General features: G+C 40.7%; 15 protein-coding genes. All 15 read left to right on the forward strand.

The genetic code is table 11. The features are described 5' to 3' along the window. Nucleotide 1 precedes the first annotated feature (1 nt). The 15 genes from fabD (at nucleotide 2) to lepB (ending at nucleotide 12,920) form a co-directional block, all read left to right on the forward strand. The gene (gene fabD, locus BKO01S_RS10780) at nucleotides 2–949 is read left to right on the forward strand and encodes an ACP S-malonyltransferase (RefSeq protein WP_066053163.1); all 948 of its coding nucleotides are present in this window, start codon (nucleotides 2–4) and stop codon (nucleotides 947–949) included. Beyond that, a complete protein-coding gene (gene fabG / locus BKO01S_RS10785) occupies nucleotides 946–1,689 on the forward strand; it encodes a 3-oxoacyl-[acyl-carrier-protein] reductase (protein WP_066053166.1) in 744 nt (247 codons plus the stop codon). The genes fabD and fabG overlap by 4 nt, the downstream gene beginning before the upstream one ends. Nucleotides 1,690–1,756: 67 nt before the next feature. Then, on the forward strand, nucleotides 1,757–1,990 hold the full coding sequence (locus BKO01S_RS10790; RefSeq protein WP_066053169.1) for an acyl carrier protein: 234 nt from the start codon (nucleotides 1,757–1,759) through the stop codon (nucleotides 1,988–1,990). 150 nt (nucleotides 1,991–2,140) lie between these two features. After that, nucleotides 2,141–2,920 (forward strand): ribonuclease III, encoded by a 780-nt coding sequence (rnc, locus tag BKO01S_RS10795; protein WP_066053175.1) that lies wholly within the window; start codon nucleotides 2,141–2,143, stop codon nucleotides 2,918–2,920. A 19-nt stretch (nucleotides 2,921–2,939) separates the two neighbouring features. Beyond that, nucleotides 2,940–6,506 (forward strand): chromosome segregation protein SMC, encoded by a 3,567-nt coding sequence (gene smc, locus BKO01S_RS10800; protein ID WP_066053181.1) that lies wholly within the window; start codon nucleotides 2,940–2,942, stop codon nucleotides 6,504–6,506. A 14-nt stretch (nucleotides 6,507–6,520) separates the two neighbouring features. Further along, nucleotides 6,521–7,510, forward strand: coding sequence for a signal recognition particle-docking protein FtsY (ftsY, locus tag BKO01S_RS10805; RefSeq protein ID WP_066053184.1), 990 nt, complete (start codon nucleotides 6,521–6,523; stop codon nucleotides 7,508–7,510). Nucleotides 7,511–7,639: 129 nt separating this feature from the next. After that, nucleotides 7,640–7,957 (forward strand): putative DNA-binding protein, encoded by a 318-nt coding sequence (locus BKO01S_RS10810; RefSeq protein WP_066053186.1) that lies wholly within the window; start codon nucleotides 7,640–7,642, stop codon nucleotides 7,955–7,957. Nucleotides 7,958–7,971: 14 nt separating this feature from the next. Beyond that, nucleotides 7,972–9,324, forward strand: coding sequence for a signal recognition particle protein (ffh, locus tag BKO01S_RS10815; protein WP_066053187.1), 1,353 nt, complete (start codon nucleotides 7,972–7,974; stop codon nucleotides 9,322–9,324). Nucleotides 9,325–9,433: 109 nt separating this feature from the next. Beyond that, nucleotides 9,434–9,706 (forward strand): 30S ribosomal protein S16, encoded by a 273-nt coding sequence (rpsP, locus tag BKO01S_RS10820; RefSeq protein ID WP_066053190.1) that lies wholly within the window; start codon nucleotides 9,434–9,436, stop codon nucleotides 9,704–9,706. A 10-nt stretch (nucleotides 9,707–9,716) separates the two neighbouring features. Then, the gene (locus tag BKO01S_RS10825) at nucleotides 9,717–9,947 is read left to right on the forward strand and encodes a KH domain-containing protein (RefSeq protein ID WP_066053193.1); all 231 of its coding nucleotides are present in this window, start codon (nucleotides 9,717–9,719) and stop codon (nucleotides 9,945–9,947) included. An 88-nt stretch (nucleotides 9,948–10,035) separates the two neighbouring features. After that, entirely contained in the window at nucleotides 10,036–10,422 is a 387-nt protein-coding gene (locus tag BKO01S_RS10830; protein WP_066053196.1) for a YlqD family protein, read from the forward strand. A 16-nt stretch (nucleotides 10,423–10,438) separates the two neighbouring features. Continuing rightward, complete coding sequence (gene rimM / locus BKO01S_RS10835; protein WP_066053201.1) at nucleotides 10,439–10,957, forward strand: ribosome maturation factor RimM; 519 nt, start codon at nucleotides 10,439–10,441, stop codon at nucleotides 10,955–10,957. After that, nucleotides 10,954–11,700 carry a tRNA (guanosine(37)-N1)-methyltransferase TrmD gene (gene trmD, locus BKO01S_RS10840; protein ID WP_066053204.1) on the forward strand — a complete coding sequence of 249 codons (747 nt, stop codon included), beginning with the start codon at nucleotides 10,954–10,956 and terminating at the stop codon, nucleotides 11,698–11,700. Before rimM ends, trmD begins: the two co-directional genes overlap by 4 nt. Before the next feature lie 136 nt (nucleotides 11,701–11,836). Continuing rightward, the gene (gene rplS / locus BKO01S_RS10845) at nucleotides 11,837–12,181 is read left to right on the forward strand and encodes a 50S ribosomal protein L19 (protein WP_066053208.1); all 345 of its coding nucleotides are present in this window, start codon (nucleotides 11,837–11,839) and stop codon (nucleotides 12,179–12,181) included. Between the two features lie 187 nt (nucleotides 12,182–12,368). Then, on the forward strand, nucleotides 12,369–12,920 hold the full coding sequence (lepB, locus tag BKO01S_RS10850; RefSeq protein WP_066053212.1) for a signal peptidase I: 552 nt from the start codon (nucleotides 12,369–12,371) through the stop codon (nucleotides 12,918–12,920). Nucleotides 12,921–12,931 lie beyond the last annotated feature (11 nt).

The following is a 12,931-nucleotide window of genomic DNA, read 5'->3' on the forward strand; positions in this document are numbered from 1 at the left end:
TATGGGTAAATTAGCTATTATCTTTCCAGGACAAGGCTCACAAACAGTTGGAATGGGAAAAGTCTTTGCAGAGACAAACCAGGAAGTTCAATCTATATTCGAACAAGTAGACAAGAAACTAGGATTCTCACTATCCAATCTTATTTTTGAAGGACCACAGGATGAGTTAACAAAAACAACAAACACTCAACCGGCGCTTTTAACAACATCCATTGCGTTGTTTAATCAATTTAAGAAAGCTGATATAGCGGCAGACTATATGGCTGGGCATAGCTTAGGTGAGTACACAGCGTTGGTAGCTGCTGGAGCGATTGCTTTTGAAGACGGCGCATATGCGGTTCGTAAACGTGGTGAGTTTATGGAAGAAGCTGTTCCTAATCGTGAAGGGGCAATGGCGGCTGTATTAGGTCTAGATCGTGATACTCTTGCTGAAGCAGTAGAAAAAGCATCTGTTGAAGGAGAAATAGTTGGTCTTGCCAATATGAATTGCCCTGGTCAAATTGTTATTTCAGGTTCGAGAAAAGGGGTTGAACTAGCTTCCCAGCTTGCAAAGGAAGCAGGAGCAAAACGAGTTCTTCCGCTTGAAGTTAGTGGTCCATTCCACTCGCAGCTCATGAAGCCGGCATCTGGACGTTTACAAGAAGTGCTAGATTTACTATCAATCAGTGAAGCGAATACTCCTGTCATAGCGAATGTAAATGCACAAGAGATGACTCAACCAGAGGAAATTAAGGAGCGATTGCTAGAGCAGCTATATTCTCCTGTCTTATGGGAGGACAGCGTAAAGCATATGATTGAACTTGGTGTAGATACCTTTGTTGAAATTGGACCTGGGAAAGTGCTATCTGGTTTAGTAAAGAAAGTGGATCGTTCTGTTCAAACATATTCTATTTCTGATGAGGAAACGCTTTTGGCAACCATTAATGCATTAAAGGAGAGAACGGTATGAAGCTTTTAGGAAAAGTGGCGCTTGTTACAGGTGCATCACGTGGAATCGGAAGAGATATCGCTATTGAATTAGCGAAAGCAGGGGCAAATGTGGCGGTTAACTACGCTGGTAGTGAAGCTCGTGCGAATGAGGTAGTTCAAGAAATTCAAAGTCTTGGTAGAGAAGCATTTGCCGTTCAATGCGATGTTGCTAGTGCAGAATCTGTAGCGGAGATGGTCAAACAAACGATTGACCGTTGGGGAAGCCTAGATATTCTTGTCAATAATGCGGGAATTACTAGAGATAATCTAATTATGCGTATGAAGGAAGACGAATGGGACGATGTTATTAATACAAACCTTAAAGGTGTGTTCCTTTGTACGAAGGCCGTTACTCGTCAAATGATGAAGCAAAAGAGTGGAAGAATTATTAATATTTCTTCCGTCGTCGGAGAAAGCGGGAACGCTGGTCAAGCCAATTATGTAGCAGCCAAGGCTGGGGTAATCGGTTTAACAAAAACTACGGCTAAGGAGCTTGCTCCTCGTGGGATAACGGTTAATGCTGTTGCACCTGGCTTTATTACAACCGATATGACAGATAAATTAACAGATGAGATTAAAGAGGGAATGCTAAAGATGATTCCGCTGGCTAAATTTGGTGAACCAAAGGACATTGCCAACGCAGTAACATTTCTAGCATCTGACGACAGCCGCTACATTACAGGACAAACCATCCATGTAAACGGTGGAATGGTGATGTAACCGAAAATTCAACATTTATTAATTTGGAGAAATGGACTATAATGTCCCTTGAGGGGAGGTGAAAAGCATGGCAGATGTATTAGAGCGCGTAACGAAGATTATCGTTGACAGACTTGGAGTAGAAGAAACTCAAGTGACTCTTGAAGCTTCTTTCAAGGATGATCTTGGTGCTGATTCCCTTGACGTAGTAGAACTAGTTATGGAATTAGAAGACGAGTTTGATATGGAAATCTCTGACGATGATGCTGAAAAGATTTCTACAGTGGGTGACGCTGTGAACTACATAAAAAGTACTCAATAATCGTTAGAATTTATGAAAAAGCTCCGCATCTATGCGGGGCTTTCTTCTGTTGCAAAGAATTTTGAAAAACCTTCAATCTTCCTTTGCGTTTTTAAGAACTTTTACGTAAACTTGATATGGTATGTAAACTATTAGCAAGGTGGAGGCAAAATGAGCAAGTACGGAAAAGAAAGAGAGAAACGTAGCTTTCGCTCTTATGATAAATTATTTAAAGATTTTCAATCGGAACAAGGGATTACCTTTACAGATGAAAAACTATTAAAACAAGCATTTACCCATTCATCATATGTGAATGAGCATCGTAGAAAGCCTTATGAAGATAATGAGAGGCTTGAATTTTTAGGAGACGCTGTATTAGAATTAACGGTTTCACAGTTCCTTTACAAGAAGTACCCGATGATGAGCGAAGGAGAGTTGACGAAGTTGCGTGCGGCCGTTGTTTGTGAGCCTTCGTTAGTAAGGTTTGCCAACGAACTTTCTTTTGGAAAGCTTGTATTACTCGGAAAAGGGGAAGAAATGACAGGAGGTCGTGAGCGCCCAGCCCTGTTAGCGGATGTCTTTGAAGCGTTTATTGGGGCACTCTTTTTAGATAAAGGAATTGAAACAGTGATTGGCTTTTTAGAAAAAGTTGTATTTCCTAAAATAAACGAAGGTGCTTTTTCTCATGTGATGGATTTTAAAAGTCAACTACAAGAGCTTGTTCAAAGAGATGGAATTGGTACAATCGAATACAAAATTTTACTTGAGCGAGGACCGGCCCATAACAGGGAGTTTGTCTCAAAGGTTTGTTTAAACAACGAGGAGCTTGGACAAGGTACAGGGAGATCAAAGAAAGAAGCGGAGCAGCATGCTGCCCAAATGGCTTTAGAAAAGATCAAATCTCACCTTAATGGAGCAAAAGAACAGCTAGAAGAAAAACAACAGGAGTAGAGATAAAGGGGGAAAAGCTGTGTATCTCAAACGTTTGGATGTAGTCGGATTCAAATCGTTTGCTGAGAGAATTGGGGTCGATTTTGTCCCGGGTGTCACAGCAGTGGTTGGTCCAAATGGTAGTGGAAAAAGTAATATCACCGATGCCATTCGATGGGTGTTAGGAGAGCAGTCAGCGAAATCGCTTCGAGGCGCAAAGATGGAGGATATTATTTTTGCTGGAAGTGATTCGCGAAAGGCATTGAATTTCGCGGAAGTTACATTGACTCTGGATAATGAAGATCAGGCATTACCGATAGACTACAATGAGGTTAGTGTAACTAGACGTGTGTATCGATCTGGGGATAGCGAGTTTCAAATTAATAAACAAACATGTAGGTTGAAAGATATCATTGATTTGTTTATGGACTCCGGATTAGGGAGAGAAGCGTTTTCAATCATTAGCCAAGGTAAAGTAGAAGAAATATTAAACAGCAAGGCCGAAGAAAGAAGAACCATCTTTGAAGAGGCGGCTGGTGTTCTAAAATATAAAAACCGTAAGAAAAAAGCTGAGTCAAAGCTAACAGAAACACAGGAGAATCTAAATCGTGTGAGTGATATCTTACATGAATTAGAAACGCAAGTAGAGCCGCTAAAAATTCAAGCGTCCATTGCGAAGGATTATTTACAGCAAAAAGAAGAGCTTGAAAAGATAGAAGTATCTGTAACGGTACACGAGATTGAGGAGCTTCATGAGCAGTGGGAGAAGCTGACCAATCAGCTTGAGCAGCATAAAGAGGATGAACTAAAGCTATCTACCGTTCTTCAATCGAAGGAAGCTAACATTGTGGAAATGAGAGATCATATGGCAGCCCTCGATGAGTCGATTAACGACTTGCAGGACATTCTTCTTCATGTCAGTGAAGAGCTTGAGAAAGTTGAAGGTAGAAAAGAAGTACTAAAAGAGAGAAAGAAAAATGCTTCGCAAAATAAAGAGCAACTAAGAAAAAGCATGGAAGAAGTCTCGATAAAAGTTCAAGAATTAACCTCGCTTCAGCTTGCGCAAGAAGAAAGCTATTCAAGGATGAATCAAGAGGTACAATCGCTGAAACAACTGCTAAAAGAAAAGCAGGAAGTTCTCGCATCGTTTAGTGAAAATATAGAAGATCGTATTGAGTCACTAAAGAGTGACTATATTGAGATTTTAAACAAGCAAGCATCTAGTAGGAATGAACTTCAAAACACCGAAAAACAGCTTGGGCAGCAAGGTGTAAAAAACACACGGTTAGAAGCAGATAACGAAAAATACCTTCAAGAAAGACGTGTTATTGCCACCCGAAAGCAGAGTATTGAAGCTAGCATTACTGAGGTTCAGAAAAATCTAGAAGTGCAGGTCCATGTGTTTAGAGAAGAGCAAAGAAGCCTTGAAAACTTGAAAAATAAATACCAAAAGCAAGAAACCCAGCTATATCAGGCGTATCAATTTTTACAAAAAGCAAAGTCTAGAAAAGATATGCTAGAAGAGATGGAAGACGATTATTCAGGTTTTTTCCAAGGAGTAAAGGAAGTATTAAAGGCAAGAGACGGCAAGCTCTCTGGTATTGAGGGTGCGGTTGCAGAGCTTATCCAAGTTCCAAAGCCGTATGAAGTGTCAATTGAGACGGCTTTAGGTGCAGCCATGCAACATGTCGTTGTTTCAAATGAGGAAAACGGGAGAAAGGCGATCGCGTATTTAAAGCAAAACTCCTTTGGACGAGCAACATTCCTCCCTCTTAGTGTTATTAGAGGCAAAAGCCTATCAGCCGGACAGCTTCAGGCTTTAAAAGGACATCCATCATTTGTTGGGGTAGCAAAGGAATTAATAGAGTATGAACATAAATATGAAGAAATCTTTTCGAATCTTTTAGGAACAGTTGTTATTACGAGGGACTTAAAAGGAGCGAATGATCTCGCTAAGCTTTTACAATACCGTTGCCGATTTGTTACGATCGATGGGGATATTGTTAACCCAGGTGGTTCCATGACTGGTGGTGCTGTAAAATCAAATACCTCCTCGCTTCTAAGCCGTAAAGGAGAGCTAGAAGAGTTAAAAGGGAAGCTAGTGGGAATGGAAGTCCAAACACACGAGTTAGAAGCCCAGGTGAAGGAACTTAAATTTTCCATAGCAACCCAAGAGCATAAGCTTGAGGATATTCGGAAACAGGGGGAGGATCTTCGTTTACTCGAGCAATCGAAAAGGGGAGACCTCAGAGAAATTGAGATTGAAGAAAAAAATATCAATGAAAAGCTAAAAATATATGATCTAGATATGTCTCAATTTCTACAAGATCAAACGCAGTTATCTTCACGAAAGTTAGAGTTGACAGAATTGCTTTCAACGTATGCGAAGGAACTAGCTGAACTTGATAGGGAAATTCAAATACTATCAGAAAAGAAATCTTCACAAAATAGTTCTAAAGAAACAGTTATCAATGAAATTGGGGAATTGAAAGTGAAGCTGGCTGCATTGATGGAGCAGCATCACGGCTTGTCTGAAAAACTTGATGCGACAAGATCAGCACTAATCGAGTATACGAAGCGACATGAAACATACGAAGAGGATCTGTCTTTATTATCATCAGAAATGAACTCTAGTAATTCTGGGGAACAGCGATTAGAAGAAGAGGCTTCCAAAAAGCTGCAGGATAAAAATGAAACGATCTCTATGATTTCCTCACGCCGGGAAGAGCGTCTAAAGCTTCACAGCACACTTGAGGATGCTGAGCTTGAACTAAAAGAGCTGTTAAGACAGCATAAGGGCTTAATTGGGGCACTTAAGGATGAAGAAGTAAAGTTAGGACGTCTAGATGTAGACTTAGAAAACAGACTTTCTCACCTCCGAGAAGAGTATCTTCTGTCATTTGAAGCGGCAAAAGAGGAATTTCCTCTTGTTCTACCGGTTGAGGAGGCACGAAAAAAAGTGAAGTTGATTCGTCTCGCCATCGAAGAACTCGGTGTCGTCAATATCGGTGCAATTGAAGAATATGATCGTGTCTCTGAGCGATATGAGTTCTTGCTAGAGCAGAAAAATGACCTGCAGGAAGCAAAGGATACACTTTTTCAGGTGATTGATGAAATGGACGAAGAGATGAAAAAGCGATTTGAGCAAACCTTCTATGGAATTCGTTCACATTTTGAATTTGTCTTCCAAGCGCTATTTGGTGGGGGAAGAGCGGACTTAAAGCTAACGAACCCTGAAGACTTATTAAATACAGGCGTAGAAATCGTTGCACAACCCCCAGGGAAAAAACTGCAAAATTTAGGCCTTTTATCTGGTGGCGAGCGATCACTTACAGCCATCGCTCTTTTGTTCTCTATTCTAAAAGTAAGACCTGTACCATTCTGTATTCTTGATGAAGTAGAAGCAGCCTTAGATGAGGCCAATGTGTATCGTTTTAGCCAATATTTAAAACGATACAGTGTTGAAACGCAGTTTATAGTCATTACTCACCGTAAAGGAACAATGGAAGAAGCAGATGTGCTTTACGGAGTAACGATGCAGGAGTCGGGAGTTTCAAAGCTTGTCTCTGTTCGATTGGAAGAGACAAAAGAATTGATTGTAACGTAAAGGACGTGTGAGTTTTGAGTTTTTTTAAGAAGCTAAAAGAAAAAATTACAAAGCAAACGGATACAGTAACTGAAAAGTTTAAGGATGGCTTAACCAAAACGAGAGACAATTTTTCAGGAAAAGTGAATGATCTTGTCGCTCGCTATCGTAAAGTGGATGAAGACTTTTTCGAAGAGCTTGAAGAGATCTTAATCGGTGCCGATGTGGGTTTCGATACCGTGATGGAACTTATTGATGAGCTAAAAATGGAAGTGAAACGTAAAAACATTCAAGACCCGGAAGCTGTACAGGCGGTCATTTCTGAGAAGCTTGTAGAGATCTACAAGGGTGACGAAGACGAAGTTAATACGATTCATATGCAGGATGGCTTAACGGTTATTTTGTTTGTTGGAGTAAATGGTGTAGGAAAAACAACGACGATTGGGAAGCTTGCTCATAAATATAAGAGTGAAGGTAAGAAAGTATTACTAGCGGCCGGAGACACTTTCCGTGCCGGTGCCATTGAACAGCTAGAGGTATGGGGAGACCGAGTCGGAGTTGAAGTCATTAAGCAAAGCGCTGGCTCGGATCCTGCTGCTGTTATGTACGATGCCGTTCAAGCAGCAAAGTCAAGAAATGCAGATATCTTATTATGTGATACAGCTGGCCGCCTTCAGAACAAAGTAAACCTGATGAAGGAGCTTGAAAAGGTAAAGCGTGTCATAGAACGAGAAATTCCAGGTGCGCCTCACGAGGTTCTTCTCGTACTAGATGCAACGACTGGCCAAAACGCGATGGTACAAGCAAAAACTTTCAAGGAAGCAACAGACGTTAGCGGAATTGTGTTAACAAAGCTTGATGGAACAGCTAAGGGCGGGATTGTGTTAGCAATTCGTAACGAACTACAAATTCCAGTAAAGTTTGTGGGACTAGGTGAAAAAATGGATGATCTTCAACAATTCGATGCTGAGCAATATGTGTATGGGTTGTTTGCGGACTTAGTCGATAAGGAATTACAAGAGTAGGTGAGTAAAAGTCCGGGTGAAAATACCCGGGCTTTTTCTTTGAAACACGTGGTCTGTCTTGACATTAAACCCCTCTGTGTGTAAACTATTGTATGTAAAGGCTTTTCACTTAACAAAGGGGGATGAGCGATGCTGGAGAAAACAAATAGGATGAATTATTTGTATGACTTTTATCAGTCATTACTTACTCCTAAGCAGCAAAGCTATATGTCCCTGTATTATTTGGACGACTATTCGCTAGGCGAAATTGCTGAAGAGTACAATGTCAGTCGTCAAGCGGTCTATGATAATATTAAACGAACAGAAGCGATGCTTGAAGAGTACGAGGAAAAGCTATTATTATTCCAGAAATTTCAGGAGCGTAATAAGCTGCTAGCAAAGCTCAAGGATTCTTTATCAGATGACACGCAGCTAGAGCTAATAGCACAGCTTGAGAAATTAGACTAGGAGGCGGCCTGAAGATGGCATTTGAAGGATTAGCCGACCGACTGCAAAATACGATCCAAAAAATTCGCGGCAAAGGGAAAGTCAATGAGGCCGATGTTAAAGAAATGATGCGCGAGGTGCGCTTAGCTCTTTTGGAGGCGGACGTTAACTTTAAGGTTGTCAAAGAATTCGTCAAAAAAGTAAGCGAGCGTGCTGTTGGTCAGGAAGTCATGCAAAGCTTAACACCTGGGCAACAGGTCATTAAAGTGGTTAAGGAAGAACTGACAAACTTGATGGGCGGAGAACAAAGCAAAATTGCTGTCTCTAATCGTCCGCCAACCGTTATTATGATGGTTGGATTACAAGGGGCAGGGAAAACGACAACCACGGGGAAGCTTGCAAACCTGATTCGAAAAAAATATAACCGCAATCCGTTATTAGTTGCGGCCGATATTTATCGTCCCGCTGCCATTAAGCAGCTTGAAACGCTTGGAAAGCAGCTTAGCATGCCGGTCTTTTCACTTGGTGATCAAGTAAGTCCGGTTGAGATTGCAAAACAAGCGATTCAAAAGGCGAAAGAAGACCATCATGACTACGTTCTAATTGACACTGCTGGTCGTTTGCATGTCGATGAAGCCCTTATGGGAGAATTAAAAGAGATTAAAGAACTCACAAACCCGGATGAAATCTTTCTTGTTGTCGATGCGATGACAGGTCAGGACGCTGTGAACGTAGCTTCAAGCTTTAATGAACAGCTTGGACTTACAGGGGTCGTCCTAACAAAACTCGACGGAGACACTCGAGGAGGTGCCGCCCTCTCTATTCGTTCCGTAACGAATACACCGATTAAGTTTATCGGTCTAGGGGAAAAAATGGATGCCATTGAGACGTTCCATCCAGAACGAATGGCTTCACGGATCCTCGGAATGGGCGACGTTCTAACGTTAATCGAAAAGGCTCAGGCTAATGTTGATGAAGCAAAGGCAAAAGAGTTAGAACAAAAAATGCGAACAGCTTCATTTACATTTGATGACTTTTTAGATCAACTTGGACAGGTTCGTAATATGGGCCCCCTTGATGAACTATTAAAAATGATGCCTGGTGCGAATAAGATTAAAGGCCTGAATAATCTTCAAATCGATGAAAAGCAAATTTCTCATGTTGAGGCGATCATCCAGTCAATGACAAAGGAAGAAAAAACTCATCCTGAAATCATTAATGCAGGTCGCAGAAAAAGAATTGCCAAGGGAAGCGGAACCTCCGTACCAGAGGTAAACCGTTTATTAAAGCAATTTGAAGACATGAAGAAGATGATGAAGCAGATGTCAGGTATGCAAGGAAAGGCTAAGAAAAAGGGCGGATTTAAGCTTCCGTTCAACCCTTTTTAAGGCTGAAATAACAGGAAAATAATAGTGACAAGAAAAAAGACTTTACAAACTAAAAAACAATTGATATTATACTATCTTGTGTGAAACTATTCGGAGGTGCTTATTTAAAATGGCAGTTAAAATTCGTTTAAAGCGTATGGGAGCAAAAAAATCTCCTTTTTATCGTATTGTAGTAGCAGATTCTCGTTCACCACGTGATGGACGTTTCATTGAAACAGTTGGAACTTACAACCCAGTTGCTGAGCCAGCTATCGTTGATATCAACGAAGACTTAGCATTAAAATGGTTACAAGACGGTGCAAAGCCATCTGACACAGTTCGTAACTTGTTCTCTAAACAAGGCCTTATGGAAAAATTCCATAACGCAAAATTAAGCAAGTAATCTGCAGAGAATGAAAGAGCTCATCGAAACCATTGTCAAGGCACTTGTTGACCTTCCAGACGAAGTTCGTGTAACGGAGCTGGAAGAGGCCGACAAAATTACGTATCAACTAGCTGTTCATAAAACAGATATGGGGAAGGTAATCGGCAAACAAGGCCGTGTTGCAAAAGCTATTCGAACTGTTGTCTATTCAGCAGGAGCATCACAGCAGAAGAAAGTCTACCTAGAGATTATTGAATAAAATGCTACTGAAGAAGGAGGGGACAACCCTCCTTTTTTCGTAGTTATAGAAATTAAAATCTCTTATTCTGAAGGAGGAGATTCGGTTTATGAATATTCTTCAAACCGTTGTCGTAAAGCAAGTATTGACGGAAACTAGCAAGCAAGTTTTGCTAAGCAAGTTTGAACTTGAAAAAAGCCAACTTCAGAAGGAATCAGAACAGCTTCGTTTTGAAATGAGGAAGCTTGAAAAGTCAAAGAAAATGACCATCAACTCCTTTCAGAAACGATTTGATAAAGAAATCGATACGAGATTAGAAAAGATTAAGCTCCTTGATTTTAAAATCGAACAATTACATATGCTACCTTTAGGAAGCGAATTAAAGGAAAAGGAATGCCAAGCGATCGTTGAAGTTAATGTGGGTGACGTTTGGGAGGATATTCAGACTGAGAAAACGATTATCATCAAGGATGGGATCATTGATGAAATTCGGTAGTTTGAGGTGAAGAAAGATGGAAAAATGGTTTAATGTAGGAAAAATTGTTAATACACATGGTATTAAAGGGGAAGTTCGCGTTATCTCCAAGACTGACTTTGCTGATGAGCGGTATAAGCCTGGAAATCACTTGTATTTATTTATGCCTGATGCAGAAGAACCAATCAAATTAACGGTTGCATCTCACCGTAAGCATAAAACATTTGATTTATTAACCTTTACTGGATATCCGCATGTAAATGATGTGGAGCCGATGAAGGGTGGAGTTCTAAAGATCACGGAAGAGCAACAAGGTGAGCTACAAGAAAATGAATTTTACTTTCACCAAATCATTGGCTGTCTCGTGTATACCACTAAAGGGGAAGAAATCGGGAAAATTCGAGAGATCCTAACACCTGGAGCGAATGATGTATGGGTCGTAAAGGGCAAGGGTGGCAAGGATATCCTCATACCTTATATCGAGCAAATTGTAAAAAAGGTTGATATAAAGGAAAAAGTCATTTTAATTGAGCCGATGGAAGGGCTATTATCATGATGAATATCGATGTACTTACCCTATTTCCTGAAATGTTTCACGGGGTGTTTGGACAATCAATCTTAAAAAAGGCAGCTGAACAACAGGCTGTCCGGTACAATGTTGTCAATTTTAGAGAGTTTGCGGATAATAAGCACCAAACGGTCGATGATTACCCTTATGGCGGTGGAGCAGGGATGGTTTTGAAGCCCCAGCCCATTTTTGACGCAGTCAAGAGCTGTCAGGAGCATGCTAAAACAACGAAGCCACCACGAGTGGTATTACTCTGTCCACAAGGTGAGCGTTATAACCAGAAGAAGGCGGAGGAACTTGCAAAGGAAGAGCATCTAATCTTTGTCTGTGGCCATTATGAGGGCTATGACGAGCGTATTAGGCAACATGTAGTGACAGATGAGATTTCAATAGGTGATTTCGTCTTAACGGGTGGAGAGCTTGGTGCAATGGTCATTATTGATAGTGTTGTTCGTCTACTTCCGAACGTATTAGGAAAAGAAGAGTCGCATTTGCAAGATTCCTTTAGCACGGGACTACTAGAGCACCCTCACTATACGAGACCGGCTGATTTCCGCGGGTTAAAGGTACCAGAAGTATTAACGTCTGGTAATCACCGTCTAATCGATGAGTGGAGAGAGAAAGAGTCTCTTAAGAGAACGTTTGAAAGACGTCCAGATTTATTAGACACCTATGAATTGACAGAGAAGCAACAGAATTGGTTGCTAGAGTTGAAAAAACAAAAGAAATAGTATTGAAGTTCATTAATATGTATGTTATGATACTTTTTGTGACTGTGACTAGAGTCTCAGTCTTATAACGATGTTCCGCTGCAATTAGCAAGTGTTTCAGTCATGCATGAGCGTCTGTTGGAAGGAGTTGAAAACGATGCAAAAATTAATCGAAGAAATCACAAAAGAACAACTTCGCTCTGATCTACCTACTTTCCGTCCTGGTGATACTGTACGTGTACACGTTAAAGTTATCGAGGGTACGCGTGAGCGTGTTCAGGTGTATGAAGGTGTTGTGATTAAGCGTCGTGGTGGTGGAATTAGCGAAACTTTCACAGTACGTAAAGTTTCTTATGGTGTAGGCGTTGAGCGTACATTCCCAGTACACACACCTAAAATTGCGAAGCTTGAAGTTATCCGTCGCGGTAAAGTACGCCGTGCGAAACTTTACTACCTACGTAACCTACGTGGTAAAAAAGCTCGTATCAAAGAAATCCGATAAACAAGAAAAGCGACTGTTTCATGATAAATGGACGACCGCTGGACAAATGCGAAAGGAGCTTGTCATACAAGCTCCTTTTTCGTAGTCTATCTAGGAGTTATTACGTGTATAATATATACCGATACTGTAAAATAAAAGCTATATGGCGATAAATAGACGATAAGAACAGTGATTGGTGGGATGCGTTATGGCAAAAAGTAAAAATGAACTATGGGAATGGACAAAGGCACTAATCATTGCAGTGTTACTAGCAGCAATTATTCGTTACTTCTTATTTGCACCGATAGTAGTTGACGGGCTTTCAATGATGCCGACACTACAAGATCAGGACCGTATGATTGTGAATAAATTTAGTTATCAAATTGGGGAACCAGAACGCTTTGATATTATCGTGTTTCATGCCCCTGAAAATAAAGACTACATAAAACGAGTGATAGGATTACCTGGAGATAAAATTGAATATAAGGATGATACCCTCTATGTAAATGGGAAAGCTTATGAGGAGCCATATCTTGATGATTTTAAAAAGCAGGTTGTGGATGGTCCTTTAACCGAGCCATTTACGTTAGAAGAAATTATCGGACAAGAAACCGTTCCGGATGGACACTTATTTGTGATGGGAGATAACCGACGATTCAGTAAGGATAGTCGCCATATCGGTACTGTCCCAATGGAGAAAGTGCTCGGAAACACTAGTGTCATTTATTGGCCGATTGAAGATGTAAAAATAGTGAAATAGAAGGAGGCTGC

Source organism: Robertmurraya korlensis NBRC 107688, from assembly GCF_001591645.1.
In the GTDB taxonomy this organism is placed as follows: Bacteria; Bacillota; Bacilli; order Bacillales; family Cytobacillaceae; genus Robertmurraya_A.

Coding starts and splice junctions, on each gene's coding strand:
- lepB (WP_066053212.1), top strand. CDS start 12,369: ATGGCAAAAAGTAAAAATGAACTATGGGAATGGACAAAGGCACTAATC.
- BKO01S_RS10830 (WP_066053196.1), top strand. CDS start 10,036: ATGAATATTCTTCAAACCGTTGTCGTAAAGCAAGTATTGACGGAAACT.
- ffh (WP_066053187.1), top strand. CDS start 7,972: ATGGCATTTGAAGGATTAGCCGACCGACTGCAAAATACGATCCAAAAA.
- fabD (WP_066053163.1), top strand. CDS start 2: ATGGGTAAATTAGCTATTATCTTTCCAGGACAAGGCTCACAAACAGTT.
- rpsP (WP_066053190.1), top strand. CDS start 9,434: ATGGCAGTTAAAATTCGTTTAAAGCGTATGGGAGCAAAAAAATCTCCT.
- BKO01S_RS10810 (WP_066053186.1), top strand. CDS start 7,640: ATGCTGGAGAAAACAAATAGGATGAATTATTTGTATGACTTTTATCAG.
- rimM (WP_066053201.1), top strand. CDS start 10,439: ATGGAAAAATGGTTTAATGTAGGAAAAATTGTTAATACACATGGTATT.
- fabG (WP_066053166.1), top strand. CDS start 946: ATGAAGCTTTTAGGAAAAGTGGCGCTTGTTACAGGTGCATCACGTGGA.
- rplS (WP_066053208.1), top strand. CDS start 11,837: ATGCAAAAATTAATCGAAGAAATCACAAAAGAACAACTTCGCTCTGAT.
- rnc (WP_066053175.1), top strand. CDS start 2,141: ATGAGCAAGTACGGAAAAGAAAGAGAGAAACGTAGCTTTCGCTCTTAT.
- BKO01S_RS10790 (WP_066053169.1), top strand. CDS start 1,757: ATGGCAGATGTATTAGAGCGCGTAACGAAGATTATCGTTGACAGACTT.
- BKO01S_RS10825 (WP_066053193.1), top strand. CDS start 9,717: ATGAAAGAGCTCATCGAAACCATTGTCAAGGCACTTGTTGACCTTCCA.
- trmD (WP_066053204.1), top strand. CDS start 10,954: ATGATGAATATCGATGTACTTACCCTATTTCCTGAAATGTTTCACGGG.